Below are 15621 nucleotides of genomic sequence, written 5' to 3' on the forward strand. Positions count from 1 at the left end.
ACGCGTGGTGCGCAAGAGCACCGTTTGGACTCTTGCGCACCAACCCATGGACTCTTGTGCCGTTGCCTCAACGGCACGATCACCCGGTTCAGCCGACCGGGGCGACCGCCTGCTCGCGCGGCTCGGACTCCTCGCTGACGACGGGGGTTTCGTCCGCCGAACGGTGCGGGAACAGCGCACGGTGCAGCTTGCGCAACGGTGCCGGCGCCCACCAGGCGGCGGCACCGAGGAGCGCCATCAGCGACGGCACCAACAGGGCCCGCACCAGGGTGGCGTCGAGGAGCACGGCGAACGCGGCGCCCAACCCCAACTCCTGGATGAACACCAACCGGGACAGGGCCAGGGCGCCCACCGGAACGCAGAACAACACCGCGGCGGAGGTCACGATGGAACCGGTCCGCGACAGCCCGTACGCCACCGCCGCCCGATCGTCCATGCCCTGCGCCCGGGCCTCCTTGATCCGGCTCAGCAGGAAGACGTTGTAGTCGGTCGACAGACCGAAGGCGAGCGCGAAGACCAACAGCGGAGTGGTGGCCTCCAGCCCGTTCTGTGCCGAGAACCCGAGGTTGCCGTCCTGGAACACCCAGACCAGGAATCCGAACGCTGCTCCCGTCGACAGCAGGTTCATCACCAGGGCCATCAGCGGCAGCACCACGGCACCGGAGAACGCGAACAGCAGCAGCAGGGTCACTCCGGCCAGGATGGCGGCGGCGAGCGGCAGACTGTCACCGATCGTCGAACGCTGCGCCAGGAAGTCGGCGGTCACCCCGGTGTAGGCGGCGGAGTAGGGCGCCTTCAGCTCCTGCACGGCATCCACGGACTCCTGCGCCGTGTCGTCCAGCGGATTGCCCGCCACCACGGCGTCGATCTCCCAGTGGCGCGCGTCCAGCTTGAAGGGCGCTGCCACGGCCTCCACACCGGGCACGTCCTTGATCCGTGCGACGTAGTCGTTCAGCCGGGAGCTGTCGGGAGCGCCGTCACCGGTGGCCAGCACGATCTGGAGCGGAGCGGTGCCCGCGTCGTCGTACTCCTTCTCCAGGACCGCGGCCACCTGGCCGGCGCTGGTCTCCTTCGGCAGCAGGGCCGGGTCCACACCGGTGAAGCGCACCCCGGCGAGGGGGGAGGCGATGAGCAGCAGTACCGCGGTGGCGACCAGGGCGAAGATCCCGGGGCGGCGCATCACAGCCGAGGCCATCCGGTGCCAACGGCCCTCGGTCGCCGCCGCGGTACCGGCGGACCGCTGCCAGCGGCGCGGCGCCAGCGAGTTGATGCGGTGGCCGAGCACGGCGAGCAGCGCCGGCAGTCCCACCAGTGCGAACAGTGCCGCGGACAGTACGGTGATCACACCGGCCAGACCCATCGAACGCAGGTAGGGGTGGGGGAAGGCGGTGAGTGCGGCCAGGGCCGCGGCCACGGTCAGGGCGCTGAACAACACGGTCCGGCCGGCCGTGGCGACCGTCTGCCGCAGCGCTTCCCCCCGGTCCTTGTTGGCTGCCAACTCATCGCGGAAACGCGACACGATCAGTAGCCCGAAGTCGATGGACAGACCGAGCCCGAGGGCGAACGCCAGACTCATCGCGCCGGCGGACACATTCATGAAGTCGGTCGTCAGCCGCAGTCCCGCCATGGTCAGCAGCAGCGAGACGAAGCCGCCCAGCAGTGGAACGAATGCCGCCACCAACCCGCGGAAGACCAGGAACAGCACCACCAGGATGATCGGTGCCGCGATCAGCTCCGCATTGGAGACGTCCTCGTCGGACACCTTCGCCACTTGCACATGACCGGCGGTGGAACCACCCAGCCAGGTACGGTCCTTCAGTACGGGATCGTCCTTGATGGCCTCCTGGATGGCCTTCTCGGCGTCCACGCTCTCCTGGTACTCCATGGTGCGCACGGCACCCACGACGACCGTGCTGCGCCCGTCCTTGGAGATCAGCCCGGAGCCGGCGGCGGAGGAGTAGTCGATGACGTCCTTGACCTCGGAGCGGGCACGCAGCAGTTCGCCCGCCGCCTTCACTGCTGCCGGCGGGGCGACGCCGGGCTTCAGAGACTCGTCGGTGCGCACCAGCAGCAGATAGCCCTGCTGCGGGTCGACGCCGGTGGCCTTCGCGATCGTCTCGCGCGCCACGACGTTGCCGCCGCCGGGATCGTCGTAGTCGGACAGGCCGTTGGAGAGCTTCTCGGAGACGCTGCCGCCGTAGGCGGTGGCCAGCACGGTGACCAGGAGCGCCAATAACAGTACGGCGATCCTTCGGCGGTGGAGGGCCGAGCCCAGAGCGGAGAACATGGCTTCCTTCCTTCCATCGGACCGACCACCGGGGGTCGGCACGGAGGAGGGGGTGGGGACGAAAGGGGCGCGCAGACGGCTCGTGGAGACTTCGCTACCGATGGGCGGAGCGCATACGGCCCGCGCAGCGTCCATCGTCCGGCAAGCCACTGGAGTTCCACTGAAGCGGCCGGGGAGAGACTGCGTGGTGGTTCTAAGGGATCGCTGTAGCGGGGCGTTCAGAGGGCGGCGTCGGCGTCGAAGCGCAGGTAGCGTGCTGTGGAGGACCGGACCGCCGGACCATGGCAACTCCGGACCAGGCGATCCCCGACCACGGCAATCCCGGAGCACGACCACTCCGGGGCACGACCACGTCCGTCGTCCGTACGGCTGTCCGCCCGGTCATCCGTACGGTCTTCCGCCCGGGCACGGCATCCGTTCGACCCCGTGCACAGCAGTATCCGTTCAGCTCGGTCAGTCCTGTTCACCCCGTTCCAGATGGTCAGTCCGGTTCAGTTCCGTTCCATGTGCTCCGTTCGGTTCAGTTCCGTTCCATGTGCTCAGTCCCGTCGTTCCTGAAAGGGCTCCCATGCGCCGCATCTCGTCCGCCGTCCACATTGCCGCCACCCCCGACCAGGTGTGGGACGTGCTCACCGACTTCACACGGTTCCACGAGTGGAACCCCTTCCTGATCGCCGCCGAGGGACGGCCCGTGCCCGGTGCCCGACTCACCCTGCGGCTGCGACTGCCCGACAGCGGAAAGGAGATGACGTTCACTCCGACCGTGCTGGAGAGCTTGCCCGGGCGGCTGTTGCGCTGGCGCGGCAGGCTCGGAGTGCCGGGCGTCTTCGACGGCGTCCACACCTTTGAGCTGAGCGCACAGCACCAGGGCACCCAGGTCCTTCAGAGCGAGGTCTTCAGCGGCGTTCTCGTGCCCCTGTCCGGGTCGATCATCAATCCGTCGGAGCGCGGATTCACCGCATTGACGGACGCCCTCAAGGCCCGCGTGGAGTCGATCCATGCAGCCGTCCGCCCCGTCGAGTGATTCCGGGCCCCGGCCCTTCGTCCGCAAGGAGAGCTTTAGCCCGCAGATCGACGATCGATCGACCATGACTCCCGCTGGAGAGGCAGCAAAACGATGACAGCAGCGCTGACCGCACAGGTGTGCGTGGTCGGAGGAGGGCCGGCCGGGCTCACGCTCGGCATGGAGCTGGCCAAACGCTCCGTTTCCGTGGTGGTACTGGAGCAGAGCGGGCACTTCAACCGGTCGTTCCGCGGCGAGTCGGTCTCACCCGACTCGGTGTGGCTGCTCGACCAGTTGGGGCTCCTCGACCGGCTCGACGGCGAGTACGCCCAGATGCACCACATGGAGATCATCGACTCCGGCCACACGGTGATGCGGACCGACTTCTCCGACTACCACTACCCCCACCCCTACCCGGTGGAACTTCCCCAGCCCGCGCTGCTGTCCGCGCTCGCCGCCGCCGGCCGGGAACACGAGGGATTCACCCTGTTGCAGTCGGCCACCGCCGTGGGGCTGTTGCGTGAGCACGGCGAGAGCGGACCGGTGACCGGTGTGCGCGTCCGTACTCCCCGGGGTGAGGTCACCGTCAACGCCGCACTGACGGTGGCCGCCGACGGCCGGTTCAGCAAGGTCCGGGAAATGTCACAACTCCCTTATGAAAAACTGCCGTTGGACCGTGATGTCATCTGGATGCGGCTGCCCTTCCCCGCCGAGTGGGACAGCAACACCTACCGCATCCGCATCCGGGGCGGCGAGCACGGTCTGTTCATCCCCACCCATCCCGACAGCGTGCGCGTCGGTCTGAACATCCCCAAGGGCGGGCTGCGCGACCTTCGCGCACAGGGCCTGACCGCCCTCCACGAGCGGCTCGACCGGCTCGCCCCCGAACTGTCGGACACCGTCCGCAGCCAGGTGCGCAGCTGGTCGGAGACCTCCATGCTGGACATCTTCACCACCGTGGTGCCCCGGTGGTCGACGCCGGGGCTCGTGCTGATGGGCGATGCCGCGCACACCCTCACCCCGATCCTGGGACAGGGTGTCAACCACGCCATCATCGACGCCGTCACCCTGGCACCCCTGGTGGAGGGCGCCTTCGCCGCCGGCGGCTCGACGGGCGAGCTCACCAGGGCAGCGGAGGAGTTCCAACGCGTTCGCGAGGAGGCGGTGCGCCGCTCCCGCGGGCTCCAGTTGCGCCAGGAGAAGCTGTTCGCGCTCGACGGCACGTTCGGAGGCGCGCTACGCCGCACGCTGTACCGCGTCGTCGACCGCAACCGGGCCCTCCAGCACCGCGTTCTGGCCAGGGCCTACTTCCAGGTCCAGCAGCCCGGCCCCATCGTCGCCCGCAAGGTCTCGGAGCGGCCGAGCCCCCGCGTCTGACGTTCCGCGCCGAACGCACCACTGCCCGGGTCCCGCAGAAGGGACCCGGGCAGCGGCGTTCACCGGCTGCACGTCACCAGGTGACCGGCATGGCGCTCAGGGCGTGGACCATCATTCCGCTGGTCATCTTGAGGCTGCTCACGTCGTCCGCGAGCGCCAGGTTCGGGAACCTCTTGATCAGCGACGAGATCGCGATCTGGAGCTCGGCCCGCGCGAGTGCGGCGCCGAGGCAGAAGTGTGCGCCGTGACCGAACGCCAGATGGGATGCGGCCGTGGGCCTCGACGGGTCGAAGGCACCGGGGTCGACACCGAAGCGGTCCGGGTCCTGGTTGGCCGAGCAGACCGCGGCGATCACACCGCTGCCCGCGGGGATGGTGGTGTCCGCTATCTCCACGTCCTCCAGGGTGATGCGGAACGGGCCGCCGTCCCCGATGGGGTTGAGCCGCAGCAACTCCTCGACCACGTGGTCGATCGTCTCGGGGTTGGCCCGCAGCGCGGCCAGGTACTCCGGGTGCCGCAGCAGGGTCAGCACACAGGTCCCGATCATGCTGACGGTGGTCTCGTGCCCCGCGACCAGCAGCGTGATCCCCATGGTGATCAACTCGATCTCGCTGAGTCGCTCGCCGTCCTCGTCGTGGACCGACACCAGCGCGCCCATCAGGTCGTCCGAGGGCTCCTCGCGCTTGCGCTGCACGAGCTCGCCCAGGTACTGCACCATCGACATCCGCTGCTCCATCACCTCCTCGGCGGTGTGCGAGGTCAGCGAGACGAACGCGTCGGACCAGCCGCGGAAGCGGTCCCGGTCCTCGAAGGGCACGCCCAACAGCTCGCAGATGACCATCACGGGCAACGGGAAGGCGAACGTCGGGTTGAGGTCGACGGGCGGCGCGAGCTTCTCCATCTGGTCCAGCAGCTCGTCCGTCATCTCCTGGATGCGCGGGCGCAGGTTGTGCACCCGGCGCGCGGTGAATTCACGCGACACCAGCTTGCGCACCCGGGTGTGCTCGGGCGGGTCCATGGTGAACAGGCTGCCGCCCATGGGCGGGGCGGCCGTGAGCCGCGGAGCACCCTCGGCGAGCATCGCCGCCCGGCTGAACCGCAGATCGGACAGGACGGTACGGACGTCGTCGTACCGGCTGACCACATAGCCGTCATCGCCGCTGGGCAACCGGACCTTCGCCACGGGGCACTCGCCGCGCAGCTTCTGGTAGACGGGCGGTACCTCGACCGCGGAGGGACGCGGGAAGGGGTACTGGAGCTCGGTTTCGGTCTCGATCGCGGACTCGACCGGGGCCGAGGCAGGCGAGGCGGTGTCCATCGTGTGGCCTCCACGGGATTTCGTAGACGTAACGGGGACTGCGCCCCTGTCAGGCGAGCGTCCCAGTGGTGACTTGTGAACGGATTAAGAGCCACTGAACCGCCAGTGCTCGTCACCCGTCGGCCCATGCAGTCCCGTCGGCCCGTGCAGTGCAGTGGCGCGCGACGCACAACAGGCCCGCACCCGGGGAGGGGTGCGGACCTGTTGTGCTGTGGTCGGGCCACGGAGGTGGTTCCGGACGGGTCGTGCGCCGCCCGTCAGCGCACCCAGCCGTCCGCCGTGCGCTGGCCGAAGCCCATCGACCGGGCGAGCGCGATGTTCGTCAGCCAGGACATGCCGAACGTGAAGGGCGCCGCGATGTCCTCGGGCGCATCGCCCAGGAACGAGAAGACGACCATGATGGCGAACGGGATCAGCGGCTGGTGCAGCAGGTTGTACAACGGCACTGCTCTGCGCGGGAGTTGCCCCGGCTGGTGCTCCTGCCCCAACCCGACGAGCCGGGACAGGTCGGGCAGCACCGCGCCCAGCGCGGCGGCCGGGATCACCCAGCCGGTGTGCTTCACCACCTCGAAGACGTCCCAGATGAGGAGCAGCCCTCCCAACACTCCCCAGGCGACCCGTACCGAGCCGGACGTCGAACTCCTGGTGGCACCGGTTCGGTCGGTCATCATCACCATGCTTTTCTCCTCAGCTTCGAGGCGTGCGGCCAGGGCGGCGGTCCTGGCGCGGGAACAACAGCGGTCAAACTCAGGAGTATGCGCCAGTGCACTGAAGCGCCGCTGGAGCCGCAGGCGGCGGCGTGTCCCGCCTTCAGCGCAGTGCGCCGGACGGCTCCCACTGGGGGGCGTCCACGATCTCCAGCACCGCACAGGTGCAGCTGAAGCCCGAACCGCCGCCGACGAACAGCACCCGGTCGCCCGCGCCCAACTCACCCCGCTCCACGAGGTCGTTGAAGCCGGCGAACTGGTCGCCCGCGCCCAGGTGGCCCGCCCGGCGTGCGAACTCCCAGGTGGACAGCTCCACCGGAAGTCCGAGCAGCTGCGGGAGCTGCCACTCCAGCCGGGCCCGGCCGCTGGCCAGGGTCACCACGCGGTCGATGTCCGCGCGGCCCACGCCGGCATCGGCCAGGGCCGTGTCCACGACGGTGTTCACGACCGCCGCGACCTTCTCCGTCGCCTCCCGCACACTGCCCCGGGTCCGCACGTAGTGACCGACCCGACCCAACAGGTCCAGCGGGCCACCGGACGGCAGCGGCTTCAGCGCCGGGCCCCGCACCACTGCCTCCAGTGAGTTGTCCGATCCACTGGCCGTGGACAGCAGCCGGGCGAAACCGCCCCGCGCGGACAGCAACAGGGCCGTACCGGCGTCGCCGTACACAAAGCCGGGCTCACTGCTCCACCGCTGCACCAGCGGGGCGCCGAAGCGGTCGGCGGTCGTGACCATCGCCGCACCCGTGCCGGGCCGCGCACTGACCTGTCGGGCCGCCACCTCCAGGGCGCCCACCCCGCCGTTGCACTCCTGCTCCAGCCCGAACGCCGTCACCGACGTGCCCAGTGCGTGGCCCGCGACATAGGAGGCCGCGGGCCACATCTCCACGCCCTGGAACCAGATGCTGCTGTGGATCAGCAGATCCACGTCCGAAGCGTCCAGCCCCGAGCGCTTCAGCGCGGTCGTCGCGGCATGTACGGCCATGTCCGGGGGCGCCATGGACTCATCGGCGACGGAGACCGACAGGATGTCGTCCTGCGCGTGCTGCTCCGCGTCGTACCTTCCCGACTCGACAGCGGCCCGGGCGAGTTCGGGCTCGCCCAACCACACTCCGGTCCCCGCGACGAACACGCCTTCCCAACGCATGAGGTCTCCTCTTGATCTCTCTTCGGTGCCGGTGCTTTCGGTGCCGGGTTTTGGTGCTGCGTTTTCGGTGCCGGCCGGGATCGGCCGGGATCGGCCGTCCGCTCAGGCGGCCGGGCCGACGGCCTGTTCCCGCAGGGTGGACACCACGCGCCAGAGCGCGGCGGGCGTGGCGAAGGTGTCCGCGACCAAGGCGTCGTCGGGGATGGAGATGCCGTACGCCGACTCCACCCGCACCAGCACCTCCACCATGGCCATGGAGTCCAGACCGGCCGCCTTGAGGCTGCTGTCCGGCCGCAGCGGGCCCTTCGCGGCGAGCCGGGGGAGTACGTCGTGCAGGACGGACTCGTACTCCTCGTCCCATCCGTGGTCCGGGGCGTCCGCCGGTGCGATGGTGTCCGTAGCGGTGGGGAGGGAGGTGTCGGGCATGGTGGGCGTGTCCTTCGAGTGGGGATCGACGAGCGGGGAGACGGTGTGGCGTTGCAGCACGAGCCGGGTCACGGAGACGGCCTTGCCACCGTCCACCAGGACCTCGGCGGGCGCCGGATGGCCCAGGAACCCGAGCAGGCTCGCCGACAGCCCGTAGGCGCCCACGTGCGGGAAGACGAGCCGGTCGCCCGGCTGCACCCCCGGCAGCTTCGCCGCGCGGGCCAGTACGTCCGCCGGTGTGCACAGCGGCCCGGCCAGCGTCACGGTCGCAGGGCCCTCGTCCGAGCCGTCCTCGGGTGCGGGTGACAGGGGCTGTGCCGAGAGCGGCAGCAGCCGGCCGAGACCGGACAGCCCGCCGAGGTGGTTGATCCCCGAGTCGAGCACCGCGTAGTCGCTGCCCTTGCTGTGCTTCACGTCGACGACCGTGGTCACCAGCCGGCCACTGTCCCCGACGAGATAGCGACCCGACTCGAAGGCGATCACCGGATCGCCGTTGCGCCAGCCCGGCAGGTGTTCGTCGAGGACCGCGGTCAGCGAGCTCCGCAGCCCGCCGTAGACGGGGCGCTCGCCCGGTGTCGCGTAGGGGGCCGCGAAGCCGCCGCCGAGGTCGAGCAGTTGGAGCGGGATGCCGAGTTCGTCGCGCAGCCGGGCGGCCGTACGCACGCTGTTCGCCAGCTCCGCGTGCAGGCCCTCTTCGTCCCGGGCATTGGTGAGCGGGAAGAAGTGCATGCCCACGATCCGGGTGCCCTCGGCCAGCAGCCGGGCCTTGTCCCGGGTGAGTCCGTCCAGATCGAACCCGAACTGCGAGGGCCCGCCCGTCATTCTCAGGCCGCCCTGCCCGGGCGCCCCCGCGGCGTTGATGCGCAGGACGCAGTCGGCGACCACGCCCTGCGCAGCCGCAGCGGCGCCGACCCGTTCCAGATCGCCGAACGACTCGGTGGAGAACGTGCGCATCCCCGCCGCGATGGCCTCGTCCAGTTCCGCCGGCACCTTGCCGGGCCCGGAGTACATCAGTTCGGCCGCCGGATGTCCCGCCTCCAGTGCGGCGGCGAGCTCTCCGCGCGATGTGACCTCGGCGCGCGCCCCGCCCCGGCGCAGTTCGGCGACGAGACCGGGGTGCGGATTGGCCTTGAGCGAGTAGTAGATGCGGCTCGGCTGCGGCAGCGCGGCCCGGAGGTCCTCCAGGGCTGAGCGCACGCGGGCCAGGTCGTAGACGTACAGGGGGCTGCCGTACCGCTCGACCAGCCCTTCGACGAGGTCCCTGTCAGTCGCCATGGATGCCCTCCACGAGCCGCCTGCGCAGCTCCTTGCGGTCGATCTTGCCGTTGGGGGTGAGGGGGAGTGCGGTCAGCACATGGCAGACGTCGGGCACCTTGGCGGCTTCGAGGCGGTCCCCGAGTCGTAGCAGCACCTGTTCGTCGGTCAGTCGGTCGTCCTCGCCGACGACGAAGAGGACCATGTCCCGACCGTCTTCGGGGACGAGCAGCGCGGCTTCCCGCACCCCCTCGATGTCGAGCGTGGCGGCCTCGATCTCCACCGAACTCATCCGGGCGCCACGGCGTTTGAACAGGTCGTCCCTGCGGCCCTGGAAGTAGACGTGGCCGTCCTCGTCCAGCCAGCCGTAGTCGCCCGTGTGCAGGGTGACCCCGGTTTCGGTCGAGTGGCGAAAGCGCAGCGCGGTCTGCTCGGGCGCCTGCCAGTAGCCCGCCATCACGTGCGGGCCGCGCACCACCAGTTCACCGATCTCGTGCGGTGGCAGTTCCCGACCGTCCTCGTCGAGGACCAGCACCTCGGTGCCGGGCAGCGCGGGCCCCACGGACCCCGGCCGTGCCAGATCGCCGTCCGGTTCCAGGATGGTGATCCGCTTGCACTCGGTGGTGCCGTACATGGGGGCCACTGCCGCACCGGGGAACGCCTCCCTCAGGGCCGCGATCAGCGGCGCGTTGAGTGCCGCGCCGGTGTTGGTGAACAGCCGGATCCCGGTCGCCTGCCGGTCGCGGGCCGTCAGTCGCACCAGCAGTTCTCCCAACGACGGTACGAGGGGAACCACCGTCGCCCCGTGATCGCGGGCGAACCCGAGGAGCCGGGCATGGTCGGACGGGCCCGACAGCAGCAACTCGGCACCGGCCAGGGCGCTGAGCAGGATCTGGTAGAGCCCGTAGTCGAAGGAGAGCGGTACGGCGGTGAGCACCGTGTCGTCCGCGCGGTAGCCCAGCCGGGCCGCGATCGCCCGGGCCGCGAACGCCACCGGGCCATGGGGGCAGGCCACCGCCTTGGGCGCCGATGTGCTGCCGGAGGTGTAGATCAGCAGGGAGAGCCGATCGGCCGGCACCTTGAGCTGCGTACGGGACGCGGGGTCGGCCGCACCGGACAGGTCCACCTCGCCCAGCACGGCGACCGGCACCCCGGCCGGCCACTCCAGTCCGTCGGCGCCCGGTCGTTCGCCCTCCTCCACCACGATCAGCGAAGGCCGGGAGTCGGCGAGTACCGCCGCGAGGTGGTACGCCTTCATCCCCGGGTTGATCGGGACCAGGACGGCTCCTCGGCGCCAGGTGCCGTACAGCAGGGCCGTGAACTCGCGGAGACTGCCGACCCGGGCCAGCACCCGGTCGCCCGCCTCGATGCCGTAGCCCTCCAGCGCACGGCTGAAGGAGTCGGCCGCGGCGTCGAGTTCGGCATAGGTCCACGCTCCATAGCGGTCGCGCACGGCGGGGGAGTCGGGATGGGCGCTGACCGCGGCCGTGAGGAACACCTCGGCGGCGTTCTCGACCAGGGGCGCGCTGTCGGTGCCGACGGCGTTGTCGATCAGCGCCGTGGCGGGGAACGCAGGGGGTGCCGTGGTGGTCATGACTGCGGCTCCTGCGGGAGCGCAGCCGGGACGGCCCATGCCGGCTGCTCGGTGATCTCCAGTACGGCACAGCTCGCGGTGCCCGGGCCGGCCGAGAGCATCAGCACCCGGTCACCGGGGTGCAGTTCGCCCCGCTCGGCGAGGTCGTTGAGCGCTGCGAACTGGTCACCGGCGCCCAGGTGTCCCGTGCGTCGGCCGAACTCCCAGGTGGTGCGCTCGGCGGGCACGCCCAACAGCTGCTCCGCCTGCCACTGCATCTTGCTGCGGCCCCCGGTGGGGATGACGGCCCAGGCGAGGTCCTCGCGCCGAGTGTCGGCATCGGTCAGGGCGTCGTCGACCGCGCCCATGACCATGGCGATCAGCCGCTCGGACGCCTCCCGGATGTTGCCCTGGGCGCGCATGTAGTGGGCGAACCTCGCCGCGTGGTCGTAGGGCTCGTCGGTGGGCAGCGGTGTGAGCCCAGCACCCCGGGCGAGCGCCTCCATCCGGTTGTCAGCGCGGGTCGCGGTCGACACCACCCGGGCGAAACCGGCGCGGTTGGAGAGCACCAGCGCGGTCCCGCCGTCGCCGTAGACCAGTCCGGCTTCGGCGCTCCAGCGGTGGATCAGCGGCTCGGCGAAGCGGTCCGCCGTGGTCAGCACCGCCGCGGCCGCGCCCGGCTCGGTGCTCAGATGGCGGGCGGCGAGCTCCAGCGAACTGACCGCCGCGTTGCACTCCTGCTTGACCTCGAAGGCCGGTACGCCACGGTGGACGGCGTGATCGGCGACGTAGGACGCCACCGGCCACATCGTCTGGCCCTGGAACCAGACGTAGTTGTGCAGCAGGAGCCGCACGGTCTCCGCGTCGATCCGCGACCGCTTGAGCGCGGTGGTGGCCGCCTGGACCGCCATGTCGGGCGGTGCGACGTCCTCGCCCGCGATCCGGACCGTCAGCAGACCGTCCGCCTCGAACTGCTCGGGGTCGTACTCACCCGCCTCCACGGCGGCGCGGGCGGGGAACGGTTCGGGGAGCCAGGCACCCGTTCCCGCCACATAAACGCTTTCCCAGCGCATGGTTCTCCCATCGTCAGGGGGCTCTGTCCCGACCAGGTCTTCACCGGCGCCACCGCCGTACATGCGGTGCGCGGTCACGGCCCGGGTCCGCCCTCGCGTGGATCGTCCGCTTTCGCGCTTTGGGCCTGCTAAAGGCGAGGTAGGGCGCCCTCGGGGGACGGGCCGTCCTGTCGGCGACCGCCGTATGCGCGGTCTCACTGCGGGCGGGCTCGCACCTCGCACACGCGACGGTGCCCGGCTCCCCCGACCGTCGTCGGGGAACCCGGGCACAGACAACGGCCGACGTCCAACGGCCGACGGCCGGTCGGCTTCGCGGGGCTCAGCCGGTGGTCGTCGGCGCGGGTCGGGGCAGGGGCGCGGTCGCCTCGGGCCGTTCGGGCGCCACCAGCGAACGCGCCATCAACAACACCCCGAGGACCAGCAGGAGCGGTACGCACATCGCGGCCCGGTAGGAGACCGTCGCACCCACCGCCCCGATCAACGGCGGACCGACGAGGAACCCCACGTAGTTGAAGAGGTTGACGCGGGCGATGGCCGTGTCCGACGACCCCGGCAGCAGCCGCGCGCCGACCGTGAACACCTGCGGGATGATCACCGAGAGACCGGCGCCGAGGATGCCGAAGCCGAACACCCCGGCCCAGGGGCCCGGCGCTGCGGCGACCACCGAGAAGCCGGCGGCCGACAGGACCGCGCCCGCACGGATCACACTGGCCGCACCCCACCGCCGCACCCACTGGTCGCCGAAACCTCGACCCACCAGCGTGGCGACCATGTAGAGCGCGTACGGAAGGGTGGCCAGCGCCTCGGAGCTGCCCAGCGTGTCCTGGAGGAACTTGGCGCTCCAGTTGGTGGCCGTGGAGTCGGCCACCACCGCCACGCCCATGATCAGGCAGAGCGGCAGCAGCGGTTTCCACGGCACGGCCGGACGCCGCTCGGTCGCCGAAGCCCGCGCTGCGCCGCCCTCCCCTCGGAGCTCCACCGCGGACATCCGCGGACCCGCCGCCACACCGATCGGCAGCAACACCGCGACCGAGACCGTGTAGAGGACCGACAGCGAGACGTCCCAGTGCGCACCCGCCCAGGCGAGCAGCGCACCGACGATGCCACCGAGGCTGGCGGAACCGTGGAAGCGCAGCATGATGCTGCGGCCGTAGCCGCGTTCGATGCCCACGCCCGTCATGTTCATCGTCGCTTCCAACGCGCCCACCATCAGCCCGAACACGGCCAGGCTCAGGGCGAGGTGCCACACCGCCTGCCCGGCACCCACCCCCACCAGCGTCAGACAGATCACCGGTTGCAGCACCCGCACCACCATCGGCGCGGGCACCCGCCGCACCAGTCGGGAGGCACTGAGGCTGCCCACTCCGGCGAGGATCGGCACGGCGGCCAAGAACGCGGGGAGCGCGGCGTCGCTGAGCCCGTACCGGTCCTGGATCGCGGGGATCCGGGTGACCAGCAGGGCGAAGACCGCTCCGTGGACGAGGAAGATCAGCAACAGTGCTGACCGGGCTTGCCGCAGTCGCAGCGGGATCTCCATGGCACCCCCTTCGGGCATCGCCGCCTCGGGACGAGCACGGCACCGGGCGAAGGTATGGAGCGCCGCTGTAGCGCCGCTTGAGCGGCCGGCCCGAACCCCTCGTACGGGGCGAGGGCACAAGCAGCCCTACAGCGCGGACCGAAAATCTGGCGGTGCCCAGCGTGTCCCGGAACGACGGAGGACCGACAGATGCACCCGACCGCCCAGGACGGCACGAGACCCGAGGACCCCCGCCGTTGGTGGATGCTCGGGGTGCTCTCCCTCGCGCTGTTCGCGATCGTGCTCAACAACGGCCTGCTCAACGTGGCCATCCCCGAGATGATGCGCGGCCTGGACGCGGACATCAGCGAGGTCCAGTTCATCGTGGACAGCTATGCGCTGGTCCTCGCCGGAGCCCTGCTGACCGCGGGGACGCTCTCCGACCGCTACGGCCACAAGCTCGCCACGCTGACCGGCACCACCGTGTTCGGTGCGGGGGCGCTGGTGGGCACTGTCGCCGACGGTCCCGGACAACTCATCGCGGCCCGCGCGCTGATGGGCCTGGGCGCGGCCTTCATCATGCCGGGCACCCTCGCCGTACTCGTCCACGTCTTCCCGCCGGACGAACGGGCGCGCGCCATCGGCATCTGGAGCGGTGCATCGGCCCTCGGAGTCGCCGCAGGCCCGGTCATCGGGGGATTCCTGGTCGGCCACTTCTGGTGGGGGTCGATCTTCCTGGTGAACCTGGTGCCGGTGGCGGTCGTGTTGGTGGCCGGCGCACTACTGCTGCCGGAGTCGTCCAACGCCGCACCCCGCCGGCCCGACCCGATCGGCGCGCTGCTCGGCACCGCGGCCATGGTGGGCCTGGTCTTCGGCACGATCCGGGTGTCCCAACACGGGTGGACGGCGGTGGGTCCGCTGGCCGGGTTCACGGTGGCGCTGGTCGCCGGTGTCGCCTTCGTCCTGTGGGAGCGCGCTCACCCGAGCCCGATGGTCGACTTCGAACTGCTGCGCAAACGACCGTTCATCGGGGCGAGCCTGAGCATCCTCCTCCTGATGTTCGGCCTGGCCGGCACCCTGTTCGTCCTCACCCAGCGACTCCAGTTCGCCCTCGGGTACGGCGCTTTGCAGGCGGGCCTGGCCGTGATGCCCGTCGCCTTCGCCGTGCTGCTGGGCACCCTGATGTGTTCGGCCCTGGTACGCAGGGTGGGCCCGGGCGGCAGCGTGGCCATCGGGCTGGGCGCGGGGGCCGTCGGCATCCTGATCGTGGGCACCGTCGGCAGTGGCTATCCGCCCGTGCTCGCCGGCCTGCTGCTCGCGGGCGTGGGCTTCGGCCTGGCGATGGGTCCGACCACGGACGTGGTGATGTCCCTGGTCCCGCCCGAGCGGTCGGGTGCCACCGGCTCCCTCGACATGACCATGCAGGAACTCGGGAATGCCCTGGGCGTCGCGGTCGTCGGTAGCGTCCTCGCCCACAGCTACGCCGACGAGGTGACCGCGGCCGGACTGCCGGACGCGGCCGGCCGGACCCTCGACAGCGCGCTCAGACTCGCCGAGCGGACCGGCGGCGGTGCCGGGGCCGAACTGGCGGCCGACGCCCGGGCGGCGTTCGACCAGGCCGCGGGCACGGGCCTGGTGGTGGCTGCCGTCGGGGTGGCGATCGGTGCGGTGGTCGCCGCGGTGTGGATGCCCCGGCGCAGTCGTACGACCGACGGCCCGAGCGGGGACGGGGACACGCCGATTCCGGTCGCCGGTGTGACGGAGCACGCCCTTTCAGCGGTGGTGGAACAGGGCTCCCGGCGGTAGTTCAGCGCGGGCGAGCACCACGGGGACGGGCTCGCATCCCGGGAGCCCGACACCCGTGCAGCGGCCCCCGGACCCGAACCGCTTCGCCGCGATCACACCGGTGAACTCGACACCGGTCTGCCGGGGCACCGTCG

11 protein-coding genes are annotated in these 15621 nt (G+C 70.8%); 3 read left to right on the forward strand and 8 right to left on the reverse strand.

Translation table 11 applies throughout. The features are described 5' to 3' along the window. Window positions 1–88: 88 nt before the first annotated feature. A complete protein-coding gene (locus ABZ348_RS16930; protein ID WP_358933677.1) occupies window positions 89–2287 on the reverse strand; it encodes an efflux RND transporter permease subunit in 2199 nt (732 codons plus the stop codon). Window positions 2288–2855: 568 nt separating this feature from the next. On the opposite strand from ABZ348_RS16930, the gene ABZ348_RS16935 reads away from it, so the two are divergent. Together ABZ348_RS16935 and ABZ348_RS16940 are read left to right on the forward strand one after the other, a co-directional pair. Further along, window positions 2856–3311: an SRPBCC domain-containing protein gene (locus ABZ348_RS16935; protein WP_358933679.1), complete on the forward strand. Its 456-nt coding sequence runs from the start codon at window positions 2856–2858 to the stop codon at window positions 3309–3311. A 93-nt stretch (window positions 3312–3404) separates the two neighbouring features. Next, window positions 3405–4667, forward strand: coding sequence for an FAD-dependent oxidoreductase (locus ABZ348_RS16940; protein WP_358933681.1), 1263 nt, complete (start codon window positions 3405–3407; stop codon window positions 4665–4667). Window positions 4668–4740: 73 nt separating this feature from the next. Here ABZ348_RS16940 and ABZ348_RS16945 read toward each other — a convergent pair whose 3' ends face one another. The 7 genes from ABZ348_RS16945 to ABZ348_RS16975 form a co-directional block, all read right to left on the reverse strand. After that, complete coding sequence (locus tag ABZ348_RS16945) at window positions 4741–5985, reverse strand: cytochrome P450 (protein WP_358933683.1); 1245 nt, start codon at window positions 5983–5985, stop codon at window positions 4741–4743. Window positions 5986–6242: 257 nt separating this feature from the next. Continuing rightward, window positions 6243–6662 (reverse strand): hypothetical protein, encoded by a 420-nt coding sequence (locus ABZ348_RS16950; protein ID WP_358933685.1) that lies wholly within the window; start codon window positions 6660–6662, stop codon window positions 6243–6245. A 133-nt stretch (window positions 6663–6795) separates the two neighbouring features. Further along, the gene (locus ABZ348_RS16955) at window positions 6796–7839 is read right to left on the reverse strand and encodes a ketoacyl-ACP synthase III family protein (RefSeq protein ID WP_358933687.1); all 1044 of its coding nucleotides are present in this window, start codon (window positions 7837–7839) and stop codon (window positions 6796–6798) included. 102 nt (window positions 7840–7941) lie between these two features. After that, the gene (locus ABZ348_RS16960; protein WP_358933688.1) at window positions 7942–9540 is read right to left on the reverse strand and encodes a phosphopantetheine-binding protein; all 1599 of its coding nucleotides are present in this window, start codon (window positions 9538–9540) and stop codon (window positions 7942–7944) included. Next, window positions 9530–11113, reverse strand: coding sequence for a class I adenylate-forming enzyme family protein (locus ABZ348_RS16965; RefSeq protein ID WP_358933690.1), 1584 nt, complete (start codon window positions 11111–11113; stop codon window positions 9530–9532). Before ABZ348_RS16965 ends, ABZ348_RS16960 begins: the two co-directional genes overlap by 11 nt. Beyond that, complete coding sequence (locus tag ABZ348_RS16970) at window positions 11110–12165, reverse strand: ketoacyl-ACP synthase III family protein (protein WP_358933692.1); 1056 nt, start codon at window positions 12163–12165, stop codon at window positions 11110–11112. The genes ABZ348_RS16965 and ABZ348_RS16970 overlap by 4 nt, the downstream gene beginning before the upstream one ends. A 319-nt stretch (window positions 12166–12484) precedes the next feature. Then, complete coding sequence (locus tag ABZ348_RS16975) at window positions 12485–13702, reverse strand: MFS transporter (RefSeq protein ID WP_358933694.1); 1218 nt, start codon at window positions 13700–13702, stop codon at window positions 12485–12487. Between the two features lie 189 nt (window positions 13703–13891). On the opposite strand from ABZ348_RS16975, the gene ABZ348_RS16980 reads away from it, so the two are divergent. Beyond that, a complete protein-coding gene (locus tag ABZ348_RS16980; protein WP_358933696.1) occupies window positions 13892–15487 on the forward strand; it encodes an MFS transporter in 1596 nt (531 codons plus the stop codon). Window positions 15488–15621 lie beyond the last annotated feature (134 nt).

Source organism: Streptomyces sp. NPDC005963 (assembly GCF_040638655.1).
Lineage (GTDB): Bacteria > Actinomycetota > Actinomycetes > Streptomycetales > Streptomycetaceae > Streptomyces.